Source organism: Variovorax multivorans, from assembly GCF_051216835.1.
In the GTDB taxonomy this organism is placed as follows: Bacteria; Pseudomonadota; Gammaproteobacteria; order Burkholderiales; family Burkholderiaceae_C; genus Variovorax.
This window is the reverse complement of sequence record NZ_JBPJZL010000006.1, coordinates 262236-288109: the sequence shown is the minus strand read 5'-3', so window position 1 is coordinate 288109 and position 25874 is coordinate 262236. Positions and strand designations below refer to the sequence as shown.

Genomic DNA, 25874 nt, shown 5'->3' with positions numbered 1-25874 from the left:
CCCGATGCAAGCTCGCGGTTGTTGCCGATGAATCGATTACCCAGGCCTTTCCGACTTTTCAATGAGCATTGCGCGGTCCGCCTCTTCCCTGCAGCTCGCACGCGAGACGCGTGAGCGTTTCGTATTGGCCACGGAAGGCGCCATTGCGCCGCTGGCCCGCGCGATCCGGGACCGGCTGACATCGCTGTCCTCCGAGGCCGGCACAGCCCGCGCCATGCAGGAAAACCGCGACGACTTCGTCGCATTCCAGGGACAGGCCACGCAGTGGGTGACGCTCGCGCAGACCGGCTGGCGCAAGGCGCTGGGCGCCGGCTCCGGCAGTCCGTCGACCCTGCCTTCGGCGCTGCGGCTCGAGCTGATCGGCGACGAAGTGGTGGAAAGCAACATCCTCTCCTCGCGCCTCGCGCAGCTGATTCACGACAAAGCCAGCTTCGAACTCAGCGACCTGCGCCTGCGCATCCAGCACCTCGAAGGCACCACCGAACTCGATTCCAAGGACGTGCTCAAGCCCGAGACGCTCGCCAAGCTGCTGGTCGAGCAATGGCTGGCGGTCGGCCTGAGCCGGGGGCTCTGGACCCGCGTGCAGGACACAGTGCAGCAGGGTCTGGTCGAGGTGGTCGTCAAGGCCTACGAGAGCGCCAATGCCTACCTGATCGCCAACGGCGTGATGCAGGAGATCGACCTCAAGAGCTTTGTCCGTCGCACTGGCAGTGCGGGGGGCGGCGGTGGTAGCGGCGGCGGATCGGGCGCCGCGCCTGTGGACAGCGGCATGTCCTCCGGCGGACCCCACAGCGCGCAGCGGCCTGGTTATGGATTCGGAGGGCAGCAGGCGTCCGTGCCGTCGACCGTGGCTGCGGCGCCCGCGTCGACCACCGGCGGCTCGCCGCTTTCGATCGCGCGGCAGCGTGCGCAGACCGCTCTGCTGAGCCTCAAGCGCTTCGTGACCGCACGTATCGGTGGCGAGGCGGGCGGTTCCGCCGGGCAGTTCCAGACTGCAGGCGCGGAAGGGCGCGCCACGGGTGGTAGCGGCCAACCGGGCCAGGGCGGCGGCATTGCGGCGCCCCGCGTGTTCTCCCGGACCTTCGCCGGCGCCATCGCCGACGCCGAGGTCGCCTACCGGATGGCAGCTACGCAGTACATGGACGGCGCGGCCGAACAGGCCACGCTGATCCAGCAGACGGCAGTCGACCTGCGCCGGCGCAGCACCGAGCTCAAGAAGCGCGCGCCCACTACGGCCGACAAGGCCACGGTCGAGATCGTGGCGCTGATGTTCCAGGCCATCCTGGCCGAGGAGCGCATTCCGTTCTCGGCGCGCGTCTGGTTCGCGCGCCTGCAGATGCCGGTGCTGCGCGTGGCCATTGCCGAGCCCGAGTTCTTCGGAACCCTGCAGCACCCCGCGCGCATGCTGATCGACCGCATGGGCTCGTGCGTCATGGGCTTCGACGCGGCCGCCATCACCGGCAGCGCGCTGGAGGGCGAGATCCGCCGCGTGGTGCAGGTGATCGAGCAATACCCCGAAACCGGCCAGCGCGTGTTCAAGCTGGTGTTCGACGAGTTCGTCGCCTTCCTCAACCGCTACCTGACGCAGAGCGACACCACGCAGCGCGTGATGAGCGTGGCACAGCAGGTCGAGCAGAAGGAAACGATGGCGATCCAGTACACCATCGAGTTGCGCAAGATGCTCAACGACATGCCGGTGCGCGACGAGATCCGCGAGTTTCTCTTCAAGATCTGGGCCGAGGTGCTGGCCATTGCCGCGCTGCGCTACGGCGCGCAGGGCGAGCAGACCGTCATGCTCAAGCGCGTGGCCTCCGAGCTGGTGTGGGCCGCGAGCGCCAAGCCCAACCGCACCGACCGCGCCCGCGTCATCCAGGACCTGCCGCAGCTGCTGCAGCGCCTGCGCCAGGGCATGGCGCTGCTGGGCATCGTCGACGAGCCGCAGGAAGCCCACATCAAGACCATCGGCGCCACGCTGTCCGACGCCTTCCTGTCGAAGACCGAAGCCATTCCGCAGGCCAAGATCGAGGCGATGGCCGAGCGGCTGGCGCACCTGGAAGACTTCGTGAGCGACGTGGGCGGCACCGCCGACCTGCCGCTCGATGCCCACAGCATCGAACTGCTGCTGGGCGTGGATGCGGCATCGATCGAAGTCATTCCGGACGCTGCCGGCACCAAGGTGCCCGAGGACATGATTGCCTGGGCGCACGAGCTGCAGGTGGGCAACTGGTTCATGCTCGATCACAACGATCGCGTGAGCCAGGTGCAGTTCGTCTGGCGCAGCGAGCGCAAGCAGCTGCATCTGTTCGCAACGTCGGACGGGCGCAGCTTCCTCATTCAAGCCGGCCGGCTTGCAACCTACCTGCAGGCGGGTCTGCTGGTGCCGGCCGAAGAAGAAACGCTCACGGTGCGCGCCACGCGCGAGGCGCTGGCGAAGCTGGATGCCAACCCGGAGCGGCTACTGAACTAGCAGCGAGCCTGGGTCAGTGTGCCGTGCGGCCTTCGCGGCTCTCGCACAGTTCGTCGAGCACCAGCGCATCAGGCTCGATGCCGGTGCTCCAGTGCACCATCAGCACGATGATCTTCAGCTCGTCGAGCGCGACCGGATCGCCGGGCGCCGCCATTGCGCGTTCGACGACGATCTCGCGCAGGCCGCAGGGCAGCACGTTCGACGATTCGAGAAAGCAGATGAAGCCGAGGCACTCGGCACCAAGGTGTTCCTGCTCGGCCTGCGAGTAGACGCGCATTGCGTCGTCTGACTGCGGCATGGCCGCTTCGGGTGTGCCTCGAAGAACGATCGTGGCGCTGGCCTCGTCGTTGGCGCTGCGTTCGATCTGCATGCCTTGCGTTGCAAGGCTGAGGCCGTCGAGCCAGTGAAGGGCCTCGCGGATTTCTTCTGCCTCGAAGCCGTGTGCACTGAGCTTGCGGCCCAGTTGCTCCGGCTCTGGGCAGGCATCGCCGCGCCAATAGTTTTCGTACACAAAAACAAGCACTTCGAACATGAGCCCAATATAGCCGACGTTCGTGCAATCCAGACTAGGTGGAAGCCGCTCGCTGGAAGAGTCCGCCCGGCAGGCGTGAGATATGGCCTTCCAGCTCGAGCTCGAGCATCTTCGCCTGCAGCGCGGCCGCGCTCCATCCGGTGCGCGCGCTCAATGCGTCGAGGCTGACGGGGTCGAAGCCGAGGGCCTCCAGCAGCGGGTCTTCAGTGGCGGCAGCAGGGTGCCCGTTGCCGGCAGGGGCCGCGGCCGCAACTGGTGCCCCGAGGGGCGGAAGTTCTTCGAGGATGTCGCTCACCGACTCCACGAGCTTTGCGCCCTGGCGGATCAGCGCGTGGCAGCCGCGCGATTGCGGCGAATGGATCGAGCCCGGAATGGCGAACACTTCCTTGCCTTGCTCCGACGTGAGCCGTGCGGTGATCAGCGAGCCCGACTGCAGCGCCGCCTCGACCACCAGCGTGCCGCGCGCCAGCCCGGCGATCAGCCGGTTGCGCTTCGGAAAATTCTGCGTGAGCGGCGGCGTGCCCAGCGGCAGCTCGCTCACGATCAGCCCTTGCAGCGTGATGCGGTGCGCCAGGTCGCGGTGCCGGGCGGGGTAGACGCGGTCGAGCCCGGTGCCCACCACGGCCACCGTCGCGAGCCGCGGGGCATCGCCGGCCGCATCGAGCGCGCCCTGGTGCGCCGCGCCGTCGACGCCCAGCGCCAGTCCTGAGACCACGGGCAGCCCCGCCTCGCCCAGCGCCCGCGCGAAGCTGCGCGCATTGGTCGCGCCCTGCGGCGTTGGATTGCGGCTGCCCACCACGGCGATGCTGTGGCCGAGCTGCGTGAGGTCGAAGCTGGCGGCGCCGACCACGTAGAGCATCAACGGCGGGTCGGCCATCTCGAGCAGCGAGGCCGGGTAGCTGGCATCGCCCAGCGTCACGACGCGGCGCGAGACACCGTTGTCGGTCGTGTGGAGCCACTGCCAGGTCTGGTCGATCTGTGTCTGCAGGCCCACGGGCGGTTGCAGCAGCGCCTCGGCCTGCGCAGAGGAGACGACCTCGCGCAGCGCGGCATGCGGCTGCGCGAAGACGCCCTCAGGCAGGCCAAAGGCCGCGAGCAAACGGCGCGCGGCACCGTCACCGATGCCGGGCGTCAGTGAAAGTCGCAGCCAGCCTGCGAGTTCTGCGCGTTCCAAACGAGTGTCGAGAAGGAAAGCCGGAGTCGCAGGTCAGGGATTGACGAGGAAGTCGCCGGCGCGCGGAGTGTCGTTGATTTCGAGCACCAGTGCGTACGAAACCTTCTCGAAGGTGCGGAACACCATCAGCAGGCCGATGCGTTCGTTCGGCAGCTTGATGGTTTCCTTGCGGGCGCCGGTGCGGTCGAGGATGGTCTCGCCGTTCTTCAAGATGGCCAGCACGTGGCCGTTGTCGATGCCGTCGCGCGTGCCCTTGTTGATGGCCACCACCTGGTTTTGCGCCGCGAACTGCACCGCGTTGCCGTAGACCGAGATGATGCGGCCGTCGACCTGCGTCGACGGTGCGCGCGGCACGTAGCTCAGCAGCTGGCGCGGCGGCTCGGGCAGCAGGCGGTCGCCGGCGCGCATTTCCTCGCGCGACGCGATGATGTCGATGCTGGCCGGCACCACGGTGATGACGTCCTTGTCTTCCACCGTTTCGACGGTGGTCGATTCGCCGCGCTGCAGTCGGGCCTTGCCCAGGTACTGCGCCTCGTAGCCGAGGATTTCGCCCGTGCCCGGGTCCTTCAGCGGCGTGGCGTTGCGGAAGATGCGGAAGTTCTGCACCGGGCCCGGTGTCTCGACCAGCGGCGATTCGGCGTTGCCGCGGGCATAGGCCCGGTCGCCGCGCGACAGCAGCACGCGGCTGTCGTTGCCCGCGACGATGCGCGGGGCGCTTTCCAGCGTGCCGGCGTCCACCACGATGGGTTCGCTGAGGAAGGGCTCGATGATGCTCGGGTTGAGCGTGGGCAGTGCCATGCCGGCCAGCGAGTCGAAACGGGTGCGAGGTGACAGCTTGATGGTTCCGCCGTCGCCGCTGAAGCCGCCGCGGCGGGTGGTCAGGCGGGCGCGGCCACCGCTCTTGTCCAGGTAGAGCACCTGGCCCGGATAGATCCGGTGCGGGTTGGCGATTTCATTGATGTTCATGCCCCACAGCTCCGGCCAGCGCCAGGGGTGCAGCAAGTAGAGGCGGGAGATGGCCCAGAGCGTGTCGCCGGACTTGACGGTGTATTCGTCGGGCGCCTTGGGCGACAGTTCGTTCAGCGGCACGCCGGCCTGGGCGGTCTGCTGGGCGGTGGCGCGCTGCTGCGGCGTGACGGGGTAGTTCTGAGCCCAGGCTGTCGTGGCGCCGCAACTGCCGATCACCGCCAGGGCTGTCAGCGTGGCAAGGAGGGAGGGGCGCTGGCGGTCGGTGAGTCTGAGCTTTTTCATGTCTGGATGGGTGAGCGCGCGACGTATCGCTGCGCATACGAATCTCACAATTTGCTACGAATTCTGCGCTGAACCCCTTGGGAGGGCAACGTTTTCGGGGCCAGATGGCGCGTCACGTCGCGGAATTGGCGAAAATAGCCACAACTTTCCCCCGATTTCATGGCCAAACGAATCATTCTGAGTTACCCGGACAAACGCCTGCACACCGTGGCCAAGCCGGTGCAGGGCGTCGACGCACGCATCAAGACCCTGGTCGCCGACATGCTGGAAACCATGTACGACGCCAACGGCATCGGTCTGGCAGCGACCCAGGTCGACGTGCACGAGCGCCTCGTCGTCATCGACGTGTCCGAGGAGCGTAACCAGCCGATCGTGCTGATCAACCCCGAAATCACCTGGGCCAGCGACGAAAAGGTGCTGAACGAAGAAGGCTGCCTCTCGGTGCCCGGCATCTACGACGGCGTGATGCGCTCCACTTCGGTCAAGGTGCAGGCGCTCGACGAGAACGGCGAATCGCGCAGCATCGAGGCCGACGGCCTGCTGGCCGTGTGCATCCAGCACGAACTCGACCACCTGCTGGGCAAGGTGTTCGTCGAATACCTCTCCCCCCTGAAGCGCAACCGCATCAAGAGCAAGCTGCTGAAGCAGCAGCGCGAAGACATGCGGGAACGGGCTTGAACGCCATGGCGGCACGGCGCCTCGGCTGCCTTGCGGCACTGGCGGTCGCCGGGCTGGGGCTCATTGCCGGCTGCGCCAACGAACCCACGCGCGTGCAACCCGGTGCCACCGCCGCCGACACCCTGCAGCGTTTGGGCGCCCCCACCGGCCGCTACCCGCTCACTGGTGGTGGCGAGCGGCTGCAGTACTCGCGCATGCCGGCCGGCTTCGAGGTCACCGACATCGACGTCGACGCCTCGGGCAAGGTCGTCTCGGTGACGCAGGTGCTCAGCGAAGCGCGCTTCGGCTACGACATCAAGGTCAACCAGTGGCGCCAGAACGACGTGATGGCCTTCTACGGCCGTCCTTATGAAATCACCCGCGTCAGCTCCTTCGACGGCGCGGTCTGGACCTGGCGCTACAAGGCCGTGAACGAGCGCCGCATGCTGTACATCTACATCGATCCGACCGGCGTGGTCCGGCGCTATCACACGGGGGACGATCTCGATTTCGATCGGATCCGGGATTGAGCCGCCTCAGAGTCGTTTTTGCGGGCACGCCGGAGTTCGCGCGCGTCGCCCTCGAAGCCATTGCCGCCGCCGGCCATGACATCGTGCTGGTGATGAGCCAGCCCGACCGCCCCGCCGGCCGCGGCATGAAGCTGCAGGCCTCCCCCGTCAAGCAATGCGCCGTTGCCAACAACTGGCCCGTGGCTCAGCCGCGCAGCCTGCGACTGGACGGCAAGTACCCCGACGAAGCTTCGGCCGCGCGCGACACCTTGCTGGCCGCCAAGCCCGACGTGATGGTGGTCGCCGCCTACGGCCTGATCCTGCCCCAGTGGGTGCTCGACCTGCCGACGCACGGCTGCCTCAACATCCACGCGAGCCTGCTGCCACGCTGGCGCGGCGCCGCGCCCATCCACCGCGCCATCGAGGCAGGCGACGCGCAGACCGGCATCACCATCATGCAGATGGACGCCGGCCTCGACACTGGCGACATGCTGTTGCGCGAGGCAGTCGACATCGGCAGCGAAGACAACACCGCCCGCCTGCATGACCGCCTGGCTGATCTGGGCGGAAAGATGATCGTCGAGGCGCTGGCGCGCATTGGCACCCTTACCCGCACGCGGCAGCCCGCCGAAGGCGTCACCTACGCCAACAAGGTCGAGAAGCATGAAGCGCTGATCGACTGGGCCCAGCCGGCCGACGCCATCGTGCGCCGCATTCGCGCCTTCGATCCGTTCCCGGGCGCCAACAGCCCGCTCGACGGCGAGACCGTCAAGCTCTGGGCCGCCCACTCTGCAGGCTCGCCCGAGGCGTCCGCCGCGCCGGGCACGATCCTGGCCGTCAGCGATGCCGGCGTGGCCGTCGCGGCAACCGACTCGGTCGTGAACGTCACCGAACTCCAGCGTCCGGGCGGCAAGCGCCTGCCCGTGGCCGATTTCCTGCGCGGCTTCGACCTGAAGCCCGGGCAGGTGTTCGGCTGATGTTTCTCTCGAAAAGCATCCGCAGCCGCCCTGAATTCCGCGTCGGCATGCGCGACATGTCCCCGGTGGCGATGGGCATCGGCGCCTGGGGGCTCATGACCGGCGTGGCCATGGTCAAGTCGAACATGAGCGTGATCGAGGCGCTGGCGATGACGCTGCTGGTGTACGCCGGCAGCTCGCAGCTCGCCGCCATTCCGCTGCTGTTCGCAGGCGCCCCTGCCTGGGTCATCCTGGCCACGGGCTTCTGCGTCAACCTGCGCTTCGTGGTGTTCAGCCTGCACCTGCGGCCCTACCTCATGCACATGCCGCGCTGGCGCCGCATGACGCACGGCTACCTCACGGCGGACATGAGCTACGCGCTCTTCACCAGGAAGTACCCGAAGCCGCCGCTGACCATCGCCGAGCAGGAAGCGCAAGAGGCCTACCTCACCGGCAACTATTTCGTGACCTGGGGCGCCTGGATGGGCATGAGCCTGCTGGGCGTGGCGCTGGCCAACTTCATCCCGCAGACCTGGGGCCTGAGCTTCGCGGGCGTGCTGAGCCTGGTCGCCATCGTCTGCTCGATGGCGACGACGCGCCTGCGCGTGCTGGCCGCGCTCATTGCCGGCGCCACTGCCGTCGCGGCTTACTCGCTGCCCCTGAAGCTCAACATCGTGGTCGCCATCGGCGTGGCCGTGCTGCTGTGCTTCTGGCTCGAAAAGCAGTTCGGCCTCGACCCCACGGCGGAGGACGACAAGTGAGCGGCGTGAGCGCGACCACAGACTGGTGGACCATGGCCGTGATCGTCGGGCTGGCGCTCGTCACCGTGCTCACGCGCTGCTTCTTCTTCATCCTCGACCGGCCCTGGGGCCTGCCCGAGTGGGCGCACCGCGCACTGCACTACGCGCCGGCCGCCGCGCTCGCGGGCGTGATCGCACCCGAGATCGTCATGACGCAGGGCCACCTCATCACCACGCTGCATGACGCACGCCTGTATGCGGCGGTCGTTGGCGCGGCGTATTTCTACTGGCGGCGCGGTGTGCTGGGCACCATGCTGGCCGGCATGGCGGTGTACTTGCCGTTGCACCTCGGCCTGGGCTGGTAGCGGGTCAATCCAGCTTCACGCCAGCGGCCGCAATGATCTTTCCCCAGCGCTCGCTCTCGGCGCGAGACAGCTTGTAGAAATCCTGCGGCGTTCCGGGCAGTGCCTCGAAGCCGAAGTCCGCGAACAGCTTCACCACCTTCGGCGCCTTCATCGCCTTGTGCAGCTCGCCGTTGAGCCGTGCCACCGCTTCGGCCGGCATACCGGCCGGGCCGATCAGGCCGTGGAAGGCGTAGGCGTTGACGTCGCTGAAGCCGGCCTCGACGAAGGTCGGCACATCCGGCAGGGCGCCCGCGCGCTGCGGCAGCGCAATGGCCAGCACCCGCACCTTGCCCGACCTGATGATCGGCAGGCCCGAGGCCAGGTCCAGCATCATCACCGGCACCTGGCCGCCCATCACGTCGGTCATGGCGGGCGCGGCGCCCTTGTACGGCACGTGCGTGATCGTCAGGCCGGCCTTCTGCTTGAAGAGCTCCATCGCCATGTGGTGCGGCGAGCCGTTGCCGGGCGAGGCGTAGCTCACCTTGTCGGGGTTGGCCTTCACGTAGCGCACGAACTCCGCCACGTTCTTCGCGGGAAAGTCGGGGTGCACCACCAGCGCCACCGGAAAGCGGCCGATGGTGCCGATGTAGGTGAAGTCGCTCGCCGGCTTGTACGGCAGCTTGGCGAACATGTGCTCGTTGAAGAGCAGCGCCGCGTTCTCGGCCTGCATGATCGTGTAGCCATCAGGCTTGGCCTGCATCATCACGGACACGCCGATGTTGGTGGACGCACCGGGCCGGTTGTCGATGATGAGCGGCTGCCCCAGCGAAGGCTGCATTGCCTCGGCCAGCGTGCGGGCCAGGTTGTCGGTGCCGCCGCCGGCCACGTAGGGCACGATCCATTTGACGGGCTGGCTGGGATAGGCGGCCGGCTGCGCCGATGCAAGGCTGCTGGCCAGCGTGAGGGCGGCGCCCAGCAGGGGCAGAAGGAATCGCTTCATCGTCTCTTGTCTCCGTTGCTTGTTTTGAAATCGGTTCAGGTCATTCGCCGCGCAGCGTCTGCCACAGCTCGCGGTCGCGCTCGGCGGTCCACACCACGGGGTGTTCGATGCCGCGCAGTTCGTCGTACGCGCGCGAGACGTCGAAGGGCAGCACGTGCTGGAACACGGGCCAGTTGCCGAAGCGCGGCGTCATCGCCGCCTCGGCGCGCGCGTAGCAGCCGCGCAGCGTGTCGCCCGCCGCGATGCCGGCCTTCACGCTGTCGAGCAGCGTCGAGAGAAATGCTTTGGTGAGCCCGATGGCCTCGGCGCATGCGGCTTCGTCCTGCAGCACCGCGCCACGCCCGGGCACCAGCACGCGCGGCTTCAGCGCCGCCACCGCGTCGAGCGTGCCGGCCCAGTCGCCGATGTAGGCGTCGCCCGCGTACACCCCGCAGCGGTTCTCGACCACATCGCCGGAAAACAGCACGCCGCAGTCGGGCAGCCATGCGACGGTGTCGCCGCCCGAGTGACCGCGGCCCAGCGCCTTCAGATGCAATTCACGGCCACCGCCGAGCTGCAGCGTCATCTCGCGCTCGAAGACCTTCGTCGGAAGGGTCAGGCCCGGAATCTCCTCGACGCCGACGAACAGGCGCGGAAAGCGGCCGACTTCCGAATCGAAATCCGCCTGGCCGCGCGTGCGGATCCAGTAGAGCGTGCCGTTGCTCGCGATGATGTCCTTCACTTCGTCGAAGGCGCTTGCGCCCATCACGCGCACTGCGTGGTAGTGCGTGAGCACGATGGTGCGGACGGGCTTGTCGGTCACCGTGCGGATGGCCGCGAGAAAGTCGCGCGCCATGCGTGGCGTGGGGCGCGTGTCGATCAGCACCACCTGCTCGTCGCCGACGACGAAGCCGCAGTTGGGATCAAAGTCGCTGATGTAGCCGTAGACATCGGGTGCGAGTTCGTGCAGTTGCGGCTTCTGCTCGCGGGTGTCGGAAGCAGAGGCGAAAGAGACGGAAGTGGTCATGGGGCGGTTGTTGTCGTGGTGTCTTCAGCGGCTGCGCGGATGCAGGCGAGCAGCACGTCCTGGTCTGCGCACTGGTTGGCCAGCAGCAGCACGAGGCGGGCGTTGAGGTCGGCGCTCTGTGCGTCGCTGTGGCCTTCGTGCGCGGCGAGGAGGGCCGCGTAGAAGCCGTCGGGGTCGGGGATGCGAGGCTCGGTGATCATGGTTGGCTGTTGTGGGCCAGCGCGGTGCGCAAGGCGGAGGCGATGGTTTTCGGCGCGGCGTTCGCCAGCAAGGCGGCGCGATAGGCGTCGGGCCGCACGAGAGCAAAGCTGCCCGCGTCGCCGATGCCGAGATGGCTCGCGAGCCTGTCGTCGGCCTGCAGCGTGGGCAGGCCGCTGTCTCCTCCCACGGCCAGCAGCTGCAGCGGCAGCGACGCCGTGGCATCGAGAGCCGCCTTTGCTTGCTCGCGCGTCGGCGCGAACCAGAGGCCGATGCAGTGCGTGCCCTCGGACAGCAACTGCATCAGCGTCGTCTCGCGGCCATCGGCCCAGTGCAGCGGCAGGTTCTGCACCGAGTGCCCGCCCTCGGGGAGTTGCGGCGCGGCCGGGTAGTCGTTGGCGACCGACATGCGCCCGGTGTTCACCAGCGCCCGCGCAAACGGATGGCGCGCAGCCAGCGCCACCACGGCGCGGCGCAGCGTGTGCTCGGCTGGCGAGCGCGGCGCCAGGAAGCGTGCTGACCGGCTCGTCACCTGCAGGTTCTGCTTCGCGGCGGGTTGGCGCTCCGAGTCGTAGCTGTCGAGCAGCGCGTCACCGGCCTTGCCCTGTGCGACGAGCGCGAGCTTCCAGCCGAGGTTGGCCGCATCCTGGATGCCGCTGTTGCCGCCGCGCGCGCCGAAAGGGCTCACCACGTGCGCCGCATCGCCGATGAAGAACATGCGGCCGTGGCGGAAGCTGTCGAGCAGGTGGTCGCGGTAGCCGTACGGCCCGATCCACACGAACTCGAACTCCACGTCGGGCCCGAGCTGCTCGCGCAATCGCGCGCCCGCCACCTCGGGCTGGCTGATGTAGGCCGTGTCGCAGTCTTCGGGCATCTGGTAGTCGATGCGCCATACGCCGTCTGCCATCAGGTGCTGCCACACGCCGCGACCTTCGTTGAACGGTGCATCCACCCAGGTCCAGCGCTCGGTCGGCAACGGCTTCTTGAAGCGCACGTCGCTGATGCACCAGCGGTCGGTGCTGCGCGACGCGTGCGCCTCGATGCCGAGCTGCGTGCGGATCGGGCTGTTGGCGCCCGTCGCGTCGATCAGCCGGTCGGCTTCGATGGTGTAGCTGCCGGCGGGCGTTTCGATGTCCAGGCGCACGCCGTCGGCCAGTTGCTCGACGCGGGTCACGCGGCTCTTCCAGCGCACGTCGGTCAGCCCGAGTTCGAGGATGCGCTCGACCAGGAACCACTCGACGTAGAACTGCTGCAGGTTGATGAAGGGCGGCTGCCTCGAAACGCTGTTGGCCTGCAGGTTGAAGTTGTAGACCTCCTGCTCGCCCGAGAAGGTGCGGCCGAACGACCACGTGATGCCCTTGGCCGCGATGCGCTCGTAGATGCCCAGTCGCTCGAAGATCTCCAGGCTCTTTTGCGCGTAGCAGATGCCGCGCGACGATGCACCGCGCACGCCGACGGTGTCGTCCTCGTCTATCAGCACGGCGCGCACGCCGCGTTGCGCGAGGTCGCAGGCCAGCGTGAGGCCCGAGGGGCCGGCGCCGACGATCACGATGGGGTGGCGCACGACCTTCGTGCCGCCCAGTTCGGGCGGTGGCGTGAAGGGCCAGACCGGCAGTTCGTAGGCCGGTGCGAAAGCAAAGTTTTCCATGTCTCTTCTACAGCGCGTGCGCGAACTCGGCGATGGCATCCGCCGCCTTGGGAACCAGCTCCGGCTGTCCTGCGAGGTAGTGGTTGCCGCCGACGATGTCGACATTGCGAATGCGCGATCCGCCCGCTGCCATCCACGCATCGCGCGTGCTCGGAAAGGTCGACTGGTCGCCCGTGTAGGTCAGCAGCAGCTTCGGCACCGTGGTGCGCGCGAGGTTCGTCGGCCCGTCGGCCTGCGAGCGCGACGACCATTGCGACAGGAAGGCGGTCAGCGAGGTGGTGCGCCCCATCGCATTGGCCGAGTAGTTCACCTGCCGTGCGTCGCCCCACACGCTGCCGGGCTGGCGGTCGTTCGCGTCGAGCGAGAGGTCCACGCAGCGCGGATCGGCATGCGTGCGGTAGACGATGAAGGTTTGGTCGCGCGGCGCGCCCGGCGTGCTGCGCAGCAGCGCGAGGCGCTCGATGGCCCATTGCTCGATGCGGTCCAGCCGCGCCTTTTGCGCCGCGCTGAAGCGCGCGAGAAAGTCGCTGTCGTAGGGCACGCGGTGGCGCGGGTCGTACATGTCGAGCTCGGGGTTCACCGAGAGCGGGTCGTGCTCGTCGGTGACCGACGGGTCGATCCAGTCGCGCATCAGCCGCGTGCGGCCCAGGTGCGCGGCGCACAGCGCGATGCCGTCCACGGGCGGCAGGTCGCTCGGGTGCAGGTGCGTGGGGTCGCCGTCGGGCAGGTGCGTGGCCGTGAGCTTCTCGGCCTGCGCCTGGTAGAAGCTCGCGAGCGCGGCGCCGCCCGAGTTGCCGACGAGGAACACCTTCTCGTAGCCCGCCGCATGCAGGTACTGCACGCCGGCGCCCAGGTCTTGAATGGCACGCTCCATCAGCAGCACCGTGTCGTTGCCCACGAAGCGCGAGTTGAGCCCCATGCAGCAGATGCCACGCTCGGCCAGCGGGCCGATCAGGTAGTGGCCCATGAAGTTGCTGGTCGGGTGCATCACGATGGCGGCGACCTTCTTCGGGCCTTGCGGTGCGCGGAAGGCGCCGTAGATGCGCGGGCGCAGCATCTGCAGGCCCGACTGGCTCTCCATCGCCGCGCCGGGCTTCACGTCGATGACGGCGAGTTGCAGCTCAGACATTCGGCGCACCCTTTGCTGCTGCGGCACGAAGCTCGGCCTTGCGCACGGTCCACGCATCGAGGTCGGCACGGGCGCGCAGCGCGTGCGCGTCCATCTCGGCCTGCGGCACGGTCGGCGTGGTCAGCTCCACGCGGATGCCGTTGGGGTCGAAGAAGTAGATCGATTCGATGATGTGGTGGTCGGTCACGCCCAGCACCTCGACGCCGGCGCCTTCGAGCCGCGCCTTGGCGGCCAGCAGGTCGGCCACTGAATCAACGCGCAGCGCGATGTGGTTCACCCACGAGGGCGTGTTGGGCGAGGGCAGTGCGGCAATGTCGTCGCCCAGGTCGAAGAAGGCGATGTACGAGCCGTCGCGCATCTGGAAAAAGATGTGCACGTAGGGGCAGTACTCGCCCGTGCTCGGCACGTGGTCGCTCTTGATGACGTGGGCCAGCGGCAGGCCCAGCAGGTCTTCGTAGAAGCGGCGGGTTTCCTCGCTGTCGCGGCAGCGCCAGGCGAAGTGGTGCAGCCCGCGCACGGGTGGTGGGGTCGGCATGGCTCGTGTCTCCAGTGAGCCGGTATTGGGCGACGCCGGGTCTTATGATGCAATCGAAATTAATTCATCGATTGATGAAATAACCATATATATGAACCTCACCCTGCGCCAGTTGCGCGCCTTCGCCGCCGTGGCCGAAACCGGCAGCTTCACCGCGGCGGCGCAGCAACTGCACCTCACGCAGTCGGCGCTCAGCGTACTGGTGCGTGAGCTCGAACGCGAAATGGGCGTGCAGCTGCTCGACCGCAACACCCGCAGCGTGCAGCTGTCGGAGGCGGGGCGCGAGTTCTTGCCGTCGGTGCATCGCCTGCTCGGCGACCTGACGAGCGCGGTGGCCGACGTCACGGATTTGCGTGACAAGAAGAAAGGCTTGCTACGGCTTGCGGCGCCGCAGCTCATGGCCTGCACGTTGATGCCGCGCGTGATAGCGCTCTACCGCGAGCAGTACCCCGACGTGGACGTGCGCCTGACCGATACGCTGCCCGAGCACCTGCTCGCAGGGGTGACGGTCGGCGACGTGGAGTTGGCCGTGGGGCAGGACGTGGCCGTCGATGGCGCCATCGAGCGCCGCACGCTGCTGCGCGACCGGCACTGGCTGATCTGCCCGCCCGGCCACGCCTTTGCCAACCGCCGCAAAGTGCGATGGCACGAGCTCGAGCCCTACACCTTCATCGCCCCCACGCGCGACTTTCGCCAGCGCGTGCTGCCCGAGCTGGCCCCGGCAGAGCGCGACTACATGCTGCGCCCCGGCACTCAGGAGGTGTCGTACATGACCACCGCCCTCGGCATGGTGGCCTCGGGGCTGGGGCTTACCGTGTGCCCGACCTATTCCGCACCGCTGGTGCGCGCCCATGGCCTGCAGATGGTGCGGCTCGAATCGCCCGACTTTCACCGCGAGGTGTGCGTCTACAGCGCGGCGCGGCGCTCGCTGTCGCCGGCGGCCGCGAGCTTTGTCGGCATTCTCGAAAGCTTTGCCAAGGCGCAGCAAAAGGGCTGAAAAGCATCGGAGTGCGGCAAGAGGCGCGTAGAGCGGCAGTGGGGCCAAACCTACAATGCAGGCCGACCCGTCTTCTACCTCCTCCAGATCCATGAACGTCATTCGATTCGCCGACCTCTGCGCACAGGGCAAAGCCGCCGGCCAGCGCGTCTTCATCCGTGCCGACCTCAATGTGCCGCAGGACGACGCAGGCAACATCACCGAAGACACGCGCGTGCGCGCCTCGGTGCCTTGCATTCAGCTGGCGCTCGACGCAGGCGCCGCCGTGATGGTCACGTCGCACCTGGGCCGCCCGACCGAAGGCGAGTTCAAGCCCGAAGACTCGCTGGCCCCCGTTGCCAAGCGCCTGGGCGAGCTGCTCGGCCACCCCTACGAAAATGGGGTGCCGCTGATCGCCAACTGGGTCGACGGCGTCGAGGTCAAGCCCGGGCAGGTCGTGCTGCTCGAGAACTGCCGCGTCAACAAGGGCGAGAAGAAGAACGACGAGGCGCTGGCCCGAAAGCTGGCTGCGCTCACCGACATCTACGTGAATGACGCCTTCGGCACCGCCCACCGCGCCGAGGCCACCACCTACGGTATCGCGCAGTTCGCGAAGATCGCCGCGGCCGGCCCGCTGCTGGCGGCCGAGATCGACGCCATCACCAAGGCGCTGGCGCAGCCCAAGCGCCCGCTGGTGGCCATCGTGGCGGGCTCGAAGGTCAGCACCAAGCTCACCATCCTCAAGAGCCTGTCGGCCAACGTCGACCAGCTGATCGTGGGTGGCGGCATCGCCAACACCTTCATGCTCGCGGCGGGCCTGAAGATCGGCAAGTCGCTGGCCGAGCCCGACCTGGTTGACCAGGCCAAGGCGGTGATCGACGCCATGCGCGCGCGCGGCGCCGACGTGCCGATTCCGGTGGACGTGGTCACGGCCAAGACCTTCGCGGCCGATGCGGCCGCCACCGTCAAGGACGCGAGCGACGTGGACGACGACGACCTGATCCTCGACATCGGCCCCAAGACGGCTGCGATCCTGGCTGCGCAGCTGCGAGAAGCCGGCACCATCGTCTGGAACGGCCCGGTGGGCGTGTTCGAGTTCGACGCTTTCGCCAATGGCACCAAGGCCATCGCGCAAGCCATTGCCGACAGCAGCGCCTTCTCGATCGCCGGTGGCGGCGACACGCTGGCTGCCATCGCCAAGTACGGCATCGAAAAGCAGGTCGGCTACATCTCGACCGGCGGCGGCGCCTTCCTGGAAGTGCTGGAAGGCAAGACCCTGCCGGCCTTCGAGATCCTGTCGAAGCGCGCGGCTGGTTGATCCGGCTGGCGGGAAATCTCATGGAGTGACTTCCGTCCGACACACAAAGTGTATACAGTAGCGAATACAAAACGGAGACTACCCTCATGAGCACGGACCGCATCCCCCGCCACGCCACCAAGATCGTTGCCACGCTCGGTCCGGCGTCCAGCACCCCCGAATTGCTGGAAAAGATGATCCAGGCCAAGGTCAGCGTGGTGCGGCTGAACTTCAGTCACGGCACAGCGCAAGACCACATCGACCGCGCCGCCATGGTGCGCGAAGCCGCCCGCAAGGCCGGCCGCGAAGTGGCCATCATGGCCGACCTGCAGGGCCCCAAGATCCGCGTCGGCAAGTTCGCGCAGGGCAAGGTCTGGCTGGAGCCGGGCGCCAAGTTCGTGCTCGACGCCTCGCGCACCGAACTCGGCGACGCAGATGCCGTTGGCCTCGACTACAAGGACCTCCCGCGCGACGTGAAGCCCGGCGACAGGCTGCTGCTGAACGACGGCCTCATCGTGCTGACCGTCGACGCCGTCAAGGGCGAGGCCGTGCACACCACCGTCAAGCTGGGCGGCGAGCTGTCGAACAACAAGGGCATTAACAAGCAGGGCGGCGGCCTCACGGCGCCCGCGCTGACCGCCAAGGACATGGAAGACATCAAGACCGCGATGAGCTTCCAGGCCGACTACGTGGCCGTGAGCTTCCCGAAGAACGCCACCGACATGGAAATGGCGCGCCAGCTGTGCAACGTGGCCGCGGCCGAGTACGGCCACAAGCCCGGCATGATCGCCAAGATCGAACGCGCCGAAGCCATTCCGAAGCTGGAAGAAATCCTGCGCGCCAGCGACGGCATCATGGTTGCGCGCGGTGATCTCGCGGTCGAGGTGGGCAACGCGGCCGTGCCGGCGCTGCAGAAAAAGATGATCCGCATGGCGCGCGACATGGACAAGGTGGTGATCACCGCGACCCAGATGATGGAGTCGATGATCACCAACCCCGTGCCCACGCGCGCCGAAGTGAGCGACGTGGCCAACGCCGTGCTCGACGGCACCGACGCCGTGATGCTCTCGGCCGAAACCGCCTCGGGCCGCTACCCGCTCGAGACCGTGCAGGAGATGAGCCGCATCTGCGAAGCCGCCGAAGCTGCCGAAGACAAGACGCTCGACGCCGATTTCAGCGGCAAGACCTACAGCCGCATCGACCAGTCGATCGCCATGGGCGCGCTGTTCACGGCCCACCACCTGGGCGCCAAGGCCATCGTGGCGCTGACCGAATCGGGCTCCACCATCCTGTGGATGAGCCGCCACCGCGCGCACATTCCCATGTACGCGCTGACCTCGCGGCTGGCCACGCAGCGCAAGCTAGCGCTGTACCGCAACGTGCGTCCGCTGCTGATGGATTCGGAAAGCGACCGCGACACCGCGCTGCAGCAGGCTGAAAACCACCTGAAGAAGCGCGGCATCGTGCAGAGCGGCGACGTCTACGCCATCACCTGCGGCGAGCCGATGGGTGCCCCTGGCGGCACCAATATGCTGAAGATCTGCCGCGCTAGCTGAGCCCGAAGGCGGCTCAACCGTTCCTGAACAGGAAGCTGTAGGCGTTCAGGGCGGGCACCCCGCCCAGGTGCGCATACAGCACCTTCGAGCCGGCCGGGAATTCCCCGAGCCGCACTTTTTCGATCATCCCGTGCATCGACTTGCCCTCGTACACGGGGTCGGTCAGCATGCCCTCGAAGCGCGCGCACAGGCGAATCGCTTCCAGCGTGCCGTCGTTCGGCAGCCCGTACTCGGGGCCGCCGAAGCGGCGGTCGAGCACCACGTCTTTCTCGGTGATGTCGCGGCCCAGTTCCACCAGCTCGGCCGTGTTCTTCGCAATGCGCAGGATCTGGTCGAAGGTCTGCTGCGGCTTGGCAGAGGCGTCGATGCCGATCACGCGGTCGGCCCGGCCGTCGGCCGCGAAGCCCACCACCATGCCGGCCTGCGTGCTGCCGGTGACCGCGCAGACCACGATGTAGTCGAACTTGAAGCCCAGCTCGGCCTCCTGCTGGCGCACTTCCTCGGCAAAGGCCACGAAGCCGAGCCCGCCGCGCGGATGCTCCGAGCAGCCTGCCGGAATCGGGAACGGCTTGCCGCCTGCCTTGCGCACGCTCTCCATCGCGTCTTCCCAGCTCTTGCGGATGCCGATGTCGAAACCCGCCGCGTCCAGCCGCACGTCGGCGCCCATGATGCGTGACATCTCGATGTTGCCGACCCGGTCGTACACCGCGTCGGAGTAGTTGACCCAGTTCTCCTGCACCAGCACGCACTTCAGCCCGAGGTGCGCGGCCACTGCGGCCACCTGCCGCGTCTGATTCGACTGGATGCCGCCGATGGACACCAGCGTGTCGTAGCCGCCCTCGAGCGCCTCGGGGATCAGGTATTCGAGCTTGCGCGTCTTGTTGCCGCCGAAGGCCAGGCCGCTGTTGCAGTCCTCGCGCTTGGCATAAAGGTCGACCTTGCCGCCGAGGTGCGCGCTCAGCCGCTTCAGCGGGTGGATCGGCGTTGGGCCGAAGGTCAGGGCGTAGCGGGGAAACTTCTTCAGATTCATGGGTGCGGCTCCAGGGGGTTGAAGCCTTAGATCGTAGAAAGAAGCGAACGCAACGTGCTTGCGAAGTTTTCTGGATTCGCTCGAGAAAAAAAGGCACTATGGCCAGATCAAAAACTTTCAGGCCAAAAAATAAGGCATGAGCACAACAAAATTGCGTATCGCGCCGGAGCTCGATCGCACCGACCGCGCCATCCTGCGCGCCCTGCAGCGCGACGCCTCGCTGTCGAACGTGGCGCTGGCCGCCAAGGTCAATCTCAGCGCCGCCGCCTGCCTGCGCCGTGTCGAGCGGCTCAAGGCGGAGGGGTTCATCAAGGGCATCGTCGCCCTGCTCGATGCCGACGCGCTCGACGTCGGCATGCTCGTGATGATCGGCGTGGTGCTTGACCGCTCCACGCCCGACTCGTTCGCCGACTTCGAGAAGGCCGCGCAGAAGGTGTCGGGGTGTCTCGAATGCCACGTGGTCACGGGCGAGTTCGACTACTTCATGCTCGTTCGCACGCGCGACAACGACAGCTTCAACCACCTGCATGCAGAGCAGCTGCTGTACCTACCGGGGGTGCGGCAGGTCCGGACTTTCGTCGTGCTCAAGCAGGTGCTGTCGACCACGCAGTTGCCGATCTGACGAAACCGGCGCCGGCCTGCGTGCGTACTGTTGCGATGAGTCTTCCCACCTTCGCGTCACTCCGCCGGCGCCGCGGCGCTTTCTTCATCGCCCTCTGCGCCATCGTCGCCGCAGTGCTCTCGGCCTGCTCGCCGGTCAAGGTGCTCAACGGCCTGGTGCCCACCGACACCTACCAGTTCCGGGGCGGCATCGCCTACGGCCAGGTGCCCCGCCAGTTGCTCGACGTGTACCAGCCGTTGCCGGCCACCCAGCCGGCCCAGGGTGCGCGGCCGCTGGTCGTGTTCTTCTACGGCGGCACCTGGACGACCGGCGACCGCGCCAGCTACAGGTTCGTCGGCGAGGCGCTGGCCGCGCGCGGCGCGGTGGTGGTGGTGCCCGACTACGGGCTGTCGCCGGCCTTCACTTACCCGGCGTTCGTGCGCGACAGCGCGCTGGCCGTCAAATGGGCGCTCGACAACGCGGCCCGGCTGGGTGCCGACCCGAAGCAGGTGTTCGTGATGGGCCACAGCTCGGGCGGCTACAACGCCGCGATGGTGGCACTCGACGAGCGCTGGCTCGGCGAGGTGGGCGCCAGCCCGAAGCAGCTCGCGGGCTGGATCGGCCTGGCCGGCCCCTACGACTTCCTGCCTATCGGCGACCCGCAGGCGCAGGTCGCTTTCAACTGGCCGGACACGCCGGGCGACTCGCAACCGCTGGCGCATGTCACGCCAGCCTCGCCGCGCGCGCTGCTCATGGCTGCATCGAAAGACGACCTGGTCTACCCCGACCGCAACACCGGGCAGATGGCCACGGCGCTACGCGCGGCGGGCGTGCCGGTGCAGGTCAGGCTGTTCGACAACCTGAGCCACGTGACGCTGATCGGCGCTTTCGCCAGGCCCATCCAGTGGCTGGGCGGGCCGGTGCTGCCGCCGGTGATGGAGTTCCTCGGGTTGGCGTCAGTCCTGTCCCACAAGGGGGCTCGGTAGAATTGCGGCAGTTTTCTCCTGTCTTTCCGCCTTCTTCTTTCCCTAATTTCCGCGAGGTATTTCCCATGGCACTCGTCTCGATGCGCGAACTGCTCGACCATGCTGCAGCCAATGGCTACGGCATTCCGGCCTTCAACGTCAACAACCTTGAACAGGTCCAGGCCGTGATGGAGGCCGCCAAGGAAACCGGCGCGCCCGTCATCCTGCAAGCCAGCGCAGGCGCCCGCAAATACGCCGGCGAAGCCTTCATCAAGCATCTGATCCAGGCCGCCATCGAGCAGTACCCGAACATCCCGCTGGTCATGCACCAGGACCACGGCCAGAACCCCGACGTCTGCAAGGGCGCCATCGACCTGGGCTTCAGCTCGGTCATGATGGACGGCTCGCTCGAGGCCGACGGCAAGACCATCGCCAGCTACGACTACAACGTCGACGTCACCAAGAAGGTGTCGGACATGGCCCACCGCCTGGGCGTGACCGTCGAAGGCGAGCTCGGCTGCCTCGGTTCGCTCGAGACCATGAAGGGCGACAAGGAAGACGGCCACGGCACCGACGACACCATGACGCGCGAACAGCTGCTCACCGACCCCGAGCAGGCCGCCGACTTCGTCAAGCGTACCCAGATCGACGCGCTGGCCATCGCCATTGGCACCAGCCACGGCGCCTACAAGTTCACGCGCGAGCCCACCGGCGACATCCTGGCGATCGACCGCATCAAGGAAATCCACCGCCGCATTCCCAACACCCACCTGGTGATGCACGGCTCGTCGAGCGTGCCGCAGGAGCTGCTGGCCATCATTCGCCAGTACGGCGGCAACATGAAGGAAACCTACGGCGTGCCCGTCAAGGAAATCCAGGAAGCCATCAAGCACGGCGTGCGCAAGATCAACATCGACACCGACATCCGCCTGGCCATGACCGGCGCCGTGCGCAAGTTCCTGGCCGAGAACCCCGAGAAGTTCGACGCCCGCGAGTGGCTCAAGCCCGCGCGCGAAGCCGCAAAGCTGATCTGCAAGCAGCGCTACATCGAATTCGGCTGCGAAGGCCAGGGCGCCAAGATCAAGGGCGACACGCTGCAAGTGGTCGCCGCCAAGTACGCCAAGGGCGAACTGGCTCAGGAAGTCGTCTAAAAACTTCCCTGCGATTCGAAGGCCACCGTTCGCGGTGGCTTTTTTCTGCGCGCACAATCCGCTTTCCCGTCATCAGTTCCCCCCAAAGCATCTGTTCCCATGACCACCGTCCACACCTCCTCCATCCAGAGCCTGCCCCTGCTTGCGCGCGGCAAGGTGCGCGACAACTACGCCGTCGGCGAAGACCGCATCCTGATGGTCGCGAGCGACCGGCTCAGCGCCTTCGACGTGATCATGGGCGAGGCCATTCCCGGCAAGGGCGAGATCCTCACGCAGATGGCGCTGTGGTGGTTCGAGCGGCTGGGCCAGATCTGCCCCAACCACCTGACCGGCGATGCGCCCGAAAGCGCCGTGACGCCAGACGAAGTGCCGCAAGTCACGGGCCGCTCGATGCTGGTCAAGCGCCTGAAGCCGATTCCGGTCGAGGCCGTGGTGCGCGGCTACCTGGCCGGCAGCGGCTGGAAGGAATACCAGGAAAGCCGCTCGGTCTGCGGCGTGCCGCTGCCCGAGGGCCTGACCAACGCCAGCAAGCTGCCGCGCCCGATCTTCACGCCCGCCGCCAAGGCTGCGGCCGGCGAGCACGACGAGAACATCAGCTACGACCGCGTGGTCGAGATCGTCGGTCCCAAGCTGGCCCAGCAGATCCGCGAAACCAGCATCGCCATCTACGAAACCGCTGCGCAGATCGCCCTGACCAAGGGAATGATCATTGCCGACACCAAGTTCGAGTTCGGCCTGGACGAAGCCGGCACGCTGGTGCTGATGGACGAAGTGCTCACGCCCGACAGCTCGCGCTACTGGCCGGTCGAGGGCTACCAGGCCGCGCTGGCCGCCGGCGCTAACCCGCCGAGCTACGACAAGCAGTTCGTGCGCGACTGGCTCGAAGCCACCAAGATCAATGGCAAGCCCTGGGACAAAACGCCCCCGGCGCCGCGCCTGCCGGCTGAGGTCATCGAGAAGACGGCTGCCAAGTACCGCGAGGCGCTGGAGCGCCTGACGGGCTGATCCTCCCCTTCCTTTTCGTAGCTTCGTAGTTCATCCCGGGCGCCTTGTCGCCACGGGAATCGGGGATGTACGAACGTCCTCGCCCCGCCATCATGCGTACTCAAAACATGAGGGGCGGGGGATATGAAAAGCGGGAATGTTCTTCGTTGGCAGCGCTGCGTAGCGGCGGGGCTTGTGGTGGCTGTCACGGGCTGCAGCAGCACCAATCCCTACCAGCGCAGCAAGCGGGTCGATGTGCCGATCGCTCAACTCGGCCGCGAGGAGGTCCGCAACGCCCATGCCGAGCGGTTCGCGGGCAACCTGCATGGCGCGCTCGGCGTATTGAAGGACCAGCGCCGCGAGTGGTACGACTCCCTCTCGACGCAGGCACGGGTGCGTGCCGTCACGCAGCTCGGATTGCTCGGCATCACGGCGGCGGCGCTCTACAGCGGCCTGAAGTCAGGCGTGACGACCGACCATGACAAGACGCGCCTGGCCATGGCCGGCGCGGTCGGCTTCGCGGCGTATTCGGGCAGCACCTGGTTCGTCAATCCCAACCAGGAGCTGGCGTATGTCGAAGGCATCCGTGAGCTGACGTGCGCGATGATGAACATCGAGCCGCTGCGCATGAGTGCGGTCGACTTCTCGCGGATGCGCCAGGAGCGGCAGGCCTTGACGGAAGCCATCAACGCGCTCGACAAGGATTTGCTCGAAGCCGAGGCCATCGACCGCTATGGCAACGACAGCAGGCTTCCCAGGGCACGGGTTCGCGCAGAGGCGAAAGAAGCGCTGTGGCGCGCCCGCAAGACCCTGGCCTCCAGCGAACAGTTGGCCGACCAGCTGAACAACAGCGGCGTCATCCTGATGCGCGAGGGTGATCTGGTCTTTGCCCGCGTGGCCGCCCGCATCAATGCTGCCAACAAGCCCATCACCCCGCCGGACACCATGGCCAGCCAGGCGGCGGGAATCATCGGCAAGTTCAGGGCGGTGAAGATCGATGCGCCGAGCGAGAGCAGCGGTGGCGGCGGCGCGACCCCGCCAGCGCCTGCCGCTGCCGCAACAACAACTGGTGCCCGGGCGCCCGCGGTCGCGGCAAAGTCGTTGGGGACAGCAAGCATTCAGGAGCTGCTTGCGCAGGTCACCGCTCTGCAGCAGCAACAGATCGCCGCCGCCGTCGCCGCTGCAGAGAAAAAGCGGGAAGACAAGCTCGAGGCGGATGCCAAGAAGCAGCCAGCCAATGCATCCGAGGCCAGCATGGCGCGCAAGCTGGCCAAGGAAACGGCTGATCTCTACGCCGCCCGCCGCCCCCTGAGCAACCGCCTGCTCAGCTTTGCCGAGCAGCGCAAGTCCGTGGAGCGGAACGGCAGCTGCGTCGGCGGCGTCAGCGCCATGAGCATCTCGCCGGCCGCCGACGCGAAGGTCGGCCAAGGCGATGCCTACGAGATCACCGTGAGCGGTGTGACCGTCTCGCCGCAGGTGTCGGTCAAGGGCCCGGCAGCCTTCGAAGTATTGGTCAGCGCGACAGCGAACCAGTATGTGGTGCGCATCAAGGTGGCGTCCGACGCCAAGGGCATGGTGGAAGTCACCATCTCCGACCGTGGACTGGCTACCGAGGAAATCGAGCTGACCGTCGCTGCGCCGGCCGCCAAATGAGCACGAGACCGGCGACCCTCAGCGCCCCCCGCCGCTGTTCAACAACGCCACCGTCCGCCCGCCACCATCCAGCAGCGCCAGCCGGCTCGGCCCCGCCAGCCGGTAGCTCGCAGTGCTCTGCAGCGCGGAAATGAACTGCGCTTCGTTGGCCCCGCGCACCGGATCGGCACAGGCCATGCGCGTCGAGGCCAGTTGGCCGATCCTCAGCGTGATGCCGCTGCGCGTGAAGGTGCCCGAGATGCGGTTGCAGCCGCCCGAGCCGCTGACGCGGCCGCTGCTGCGGTCGAACTGAACTTGTGCTTCGCTCTGCCCGACCGGCTCGTCACCCAGTTGAGCAAGGCGCCAGACCGGCCCTTCGATCGGTTCATCGAGGCTGATGCCGCTCCCGCAACCGGTCAGGGCGGTCAGCAGCGCCGTCGTGGCAAGAAGGGGAAACACGATACGGCGGGCGAAGGAGCGCATGGCCAGTCTTCCTTTTCAATCTGCAACAAGTTGAATCGGGCGTGATCGTATTCGAGGCGGCCACGAAAAAGCGACCCCGAGGGTCGCTTTATGGATCCGCTTTCCGGATCAGCTCAGCACGATGCTGCTGAGGCGGCGGCGGTAGGTGGCCACCACCGGATCGTCTGGCGGGATCTGCCCGTCGGCCACCTTCACCTTCGGCGGCTCGATCAGGTCGAGGATCGCGATGTAGGTCTTGCGCGCCAGGTCTTCGCTCCAGGTCTTGTCGCGCATCAGGATGTCGAGCAGCTCGTCCATCGCGTCGGTCCAGCGCTGCGCGGCCATCAGCAGGCGGGCGCGGCCGAAGCGGGCGTCGAAGTCGCGCTTGTTGGCGGCGATCTTTGCCTCGAAGTCGGCGATCGCAGGCGCTGCGCTTGCCACCGGTGCTGCGAAATCGATAGCGTCCATCCAGCGCTGCAGTGCATCGAAGCGGCGCACCAGCGTGGTCTTGGCGATCACCGGGGCGAAGGCAACCTTGGCGTCATCGACGCGGCCTTCCTGCAGCAGCAGCTTGATGTAGTCGAAGCGGGCGTCGTCGTTGGCGGGGTCGGTGGCCACGGCGTGCTGCAGGCGTTCGAGCGCGCCCTGGGTGTCGCCTTCGGCCAGCGCTTCCTGCGCGGCGGCTTCTTCCGAGGCGGCTTCGGCTTCGTCGGCGCCCGGCACGTGCTTGTCGAGGAATTCGCGGATCTTCTCGGCCGGAATGGCGCCGACAAAGCCGTCCACCGGCTGGCCGTCCTTGAACATCACGCAGAACGGGATGCTGCGCACGCCGAACATTTCGGACAGCTGCGACGAAATCTGCGGCACCTTGTCGGCGTCGAGCTTGGCCAGCGTGAAGCGGCCGGCGTACTCGACTTCGAGCTTTTCGAGCACCGGGCCCAGCTGTTTGCAGGGGCCGCACCATTCGGCCCAGATGTCCAGCAGCACCGGCGTGGCCACTGAGCCTTCGATCAGTTCGGCCTGGAAATTTTCGAGAGTGATGTCGATCATCGGAACCAGCTGAGGGTGAAACGT

26 protein-coding genes are annotated in these 25874 nt (G+C 67.2%); 14 read left to right on the top strand and 12 right to left on the bottom strand.

The window, feature by feature from the left end:
- Positions 1-61 precede the first annotated feature (61 nt).
- Positions 62-2467, top strand: coding sequence for a DUF1631 family protein (locus ACSFCA_RS17590; protein WP_435460372.1), 2406 nt, complete (start codon positions 62-64; stop codon positions 2465-2467).
- 13 nt (positions 2468-2480) lie between these two features.
- On the opposite strand, the gene ACSFCA_RS17585 is transcribed toward ACSFCA_RS17590, so the two are convergent.
- The 3 genes from ACSFCA_RS17585 to ACSFCA_RS17575 are packed head-to-tail and all read right to left on the bottom strand — an operon-like array spanning position 2481 to position 5424.
- Positions 2481-2999 (bottom strand): Smg family protein, encoded by a 519-nt coding sequence (locus ACSFCA_RS17585; protein ID WP_435460373.1) that lies wholly within the window; start codon positions 2997-2999, stop codon positions 2481-2483.
- A 34-nt stretch (positions 3000-3033) separates the two neighbouring features.
- A complete protein-coding gene (gene dprA, locus ACSFCA_RS17580; RefSeq protein WP_258352262.1) occupies positions 3034-4173 on the bottom strand; it encodes a DNA-processing protein DprA in 1140 nt (379 codons plus the stop codon).
- A 33-nt stretch (positions 4174-4206) separates the two neighbouring features.
- Positions 4207-5424, bottom strand: coding sequence for a LysM peptidoglycan-binding domain-containing protein (locus tag ACSFCA_RS17575; RefSeq protein WP_258352263.1), 1218 nt, complete (start codon positions 5422-5424; stop codon positions 4207-4209).
- Positions 5425-5583: 159 nt separating this feature from the next.
- Between ACSFCA_RS17575 and def the strand changes: the two genes are divergently transcribed.
- The 5 genes from def to ACSFCA_RS17550 are packed head-to-tail and all read left to right on the top strand — an operon-like array spanning position 5584 to position 8651.
- On the top strand, positions 5584-6102 hold the full coding sequence (gene def / locus ACSFCA_RS17570; protein ID WP_093055375.1) for a peptide deformylase: 519 nt from the start codon (positions 5584-5586) through the stop codon (positions 6100-6102).
- A 5-nt stretch (positions 6103-6107) separates the two neighbouring features.
- A complete protein-coding gene (locus ACSFCA_RS17565; RefSeq protein ID WP_258352264.1) occupies positions 6108-6611 on the top strand; it encodes a hypothetical protein in 504 nt (167 codons plus the stop codon).
- Complete coding sequence (gene fmt / locus ACSFCA_RS17560; protein ID WP_435460374.1) at positions 6608-7567, top strand: methionyl-tRNA formyltransferase; 960 nt, start codon at positions 6608-6610, stop codon at positions 7565-7567. The genes ACSFCA_RS17565 and fmt overlap by 4 nt, the downstream gene beginning before the upstream one ends.
- Complete coding sequence (locus tag ACSFCA_RS17555) at positions 7567-8307, top strand: AzlC family ABC transporter permease (protein ID WP_258352266.1); 741 nt, start codon at positions 7567-7569, stop codon at positions 8305-8307. The genes fmt and ACSFCA_RS17555 overlap by 1 nt, the downstream gene beginning before the upstream one ends.
- A gap of 32 nt (positions 8308-8339) precedes the next feature.
- Entirely contained in the window at positions 8340-8651 is a 312-nt protein-coding gene (locus tag ACSFCA_RS17550; protein WP_126021278.1) for an AzlD domain-containing protein, read from the top strand.
- 4 nt (positions 8652-8655) lie between these two features.
- Here ACSFCA_RS17550 and ACSFCA_RS17545 read toward each other — a convergent pair whose 3' ends face one another.
- Genes ACSFCA_RS17545 through ACSFCA_RS17520 form a run of 6 tightly spaced genes read right to left on the bottom strand, consistent with a single transcriptional unit; the run spans position 8656 to position 14146 of the window.
- The gene (locus ACSFCA_RS17545; protein ID WP_435460375.1) at positions 8656-9630 is read right to left on the bottom strand and encodes a Bug family tripartite tricarboxylate transporter substrate binding protein; all 975 of its coding nucleotides are present in this window, start codon (positions 9628-9630) and stop codon (positions 8656-8658) included.
- A gap of 40 nt (positions 9631-9670) precedes the next feature.
- On the bottom strand, positions 9671-10636 hold the full coding sequence (locus tag ACSFCA_RS17540; RefSeq protein WP_258352269.1) for an MBL fold metallo-hydrolase: 966 nt from the start codon (positions 10634-10636) through the stop codon (positions 9671-9673).
- Entirely contained in the window at positions 10633-10836 is a 204-nt protein-coding gene (locus ACSFCA_RS17535; RefSeq protein ID WP_258352270.1) for a DUF2783 domain-containing protein, read from the bottom strand. Before ACSFCA_RS17535 ends, ACSFCA_RS17540 begins: the two co-directional genes overlap by 4 nt.
- Entirely contained in the window at positions 10833-12482 is a 1650-nt protein-coding gene (locus ACSFCA_RS17530) for an FAD-dependent oxidoreductase (protein WP_435460376.1), read from the bottom strand. The genes ACSFCA_RS17535 and ACSFCA_RS17530 overlap by 4 nt, the downstream gene beginning before the upstream one ends.
- Before the next feature lie 7 nt (positions 12483-12489).
- Positions 12490-13611 (bottom strand): alpha/beta hydrolase family protein, encoded by a 1122-nt coding sequence (locus ACSFCA_RS17525; protein ID WP_435460377.1) that lies wholly within the window; start codon positions 13609-13611, stop codon positions 12490-12492.
- Entirely contained in the window at positions 13604-14146 is a 543-nt protein-coding gene (locus tag ACSFCA_RS17520; RefSeq protein WP_258352273.1) for a VOC family protein, read from the bottom strand. The genes ACSFCA_RS17525 and ACSFCA_RS17520 overlap by 8 nt, the downstream gene beginning before the upstream one ends.
- 91 nt (positions 14147-14237) lie before the next feature.
- Between ACSFCA_RS17520 and ACSFCA_RS17515 the strand changes: the two genes are divergently transcribed.
- The 3 genes from ACSFCA_RS17515 (at position 14238) to pyk (ending at position 17975) form a co-directional block, all read left to right on the top strand.
- Positions 14238-15143, top strand: coding sequence for a LysR family transcriptional regulator (locus tag ACSFCA_RS17515; RefSeq protein WP_435460378.1), 906 nt, complete (start codon positions 14238-14240; stop codon positions 15141-15143).
- 91 nt (positions 15144-15234) lie between these two features.
- On the top strand, positions 15235-16440 hold the full coding sequence (locus tag ACSFCA_RS17510; protein WP_435460379.1) for a phosphoglycerate kinase: 1206 nt from the start codon (positions 15235-15237) through the stop codon (positions 16438-16440).
- 86 nt (positions 16441-16526) lie between these two features.
- Positions 16527-17975 carry a pyruvate kinase gene (pyk, locus tag ACSFCA_RS17505; protein WP_093055398.1) on the top strand — a complete coding sequence of 483 codons (1449 nt, stop codon included), beginning with the start codon at positions 16527-16529 and terminating at the stop codon, positions 17973-17975.
- Positions 17976-17988: 13 nt separating this feature from the next.
- On the opposite strand, the gene ACSFCA_RS17500 is transcribed toward pyk, so the two are convergent.
- Positions 17989-19005: a 1-aminocyclopropane-1-carboxylate deaminase gene (locus ACSFCA_RS17500; RefSeq protein WP_093055400.1), complete on the bottom strand. Its 1017-nt coding sequence runs from the start codon at positions 19003-19005 to the stop codon at positions 17989-17991.
- Positions 19006-19141: 136 nt separating this feature from the next.
- On the opposite strand from ACSFCA_RS17500, the gene ACSFCA_RS17495 reads away from it, so the two are divergent.
- From ACSFCA_RS17495 to ACSFCA_RS17475, 5 genes are all read left to right on the top strand, one after another.
- Entirely contained in the window at positions 19142-19627 is a 486-nt protein-coding gene (locus ACSFCA_RS17495; RefSeq protein ID WP_093055402.1) for an Lrp/AsnC family transcriptional regulator, read from the top strand.
- Between the two features lie 35 nt (positions 19628-19662).
- Positions 19663-20592 (top strand): alpha/beta hydrolase, encoded by a 930-nt coding sequence (locus ACSFCA_RS17490; protein ID WP_435460380.1) that lies wholly within the window; start codon positions 19663-19665, stop codon positions 20590-20592.
- A gap of 65 nt (positions 20593-20657) precedes the next feature.
- Positions 20658-21722, top strand: a complete 1065-nt coding sequence (gene fba / locus ACSFCA_RS17485; protein WP_013544161.1) for a class II fructose-bisphosphate aldolase — start codon at positions 20658-20660, stop codon at positions 21720-21722.
- Positions 21723-21821: 99 nt separating this feature from the next.
- On the top strand, positions 21822-22727 hold the full coding sequence (locus ACSFCA_RS17480) for a phosphoribosylaminoimidazolesuccinocarboxamide synthase (protein ID WP_435460381.1): 906 nt from the start codon (positions 21822-21824) through the stop codon (positions 22725-22727).
- 123 nt (positions 22728-22850) lie between these two features.
- Positions 22851-24359, top strand: a complete 1509-nt coding sequence (locus ACSFCA_RS17475) for a hypothetical protein (protein WP_435460382.1) — start codon at positions 22851-22853, stop codon at positions 24357-24359.
- Positions 24360-24377: 18 nt separating this feature from the next.
- Here ACSFCA_RS17475 and ACSFCA_RS17470 read toward each other — a convergent pair whose 3' ends face one another.
- Positions 24378-24821: an META domain-containing protein gene (locus ACSFCA_RS17470; protein ID WP_258352281.1), complete on the bottom strand. Its 444-nt coding sequence runs from the start codon at positions 24819-24821 to the stop codon at positions 24378-24380.
- Positions 24822-24929: 108 nt separating this feature from the next.
- The gene (locus ACSFCA_RS17465; RefSeq protein WP_435460383.1) at positions 24930-25850 is read right to left on the bottom strand and encodes a tetratricopeptide repeat protein; all 921 of its coding nucleotides are present in this window, start codon (positions 25848-25850) and stop codon (positions 24930-24932) included.
- Positions 25851-25874 lie beyond the last annotated feature (24 nt).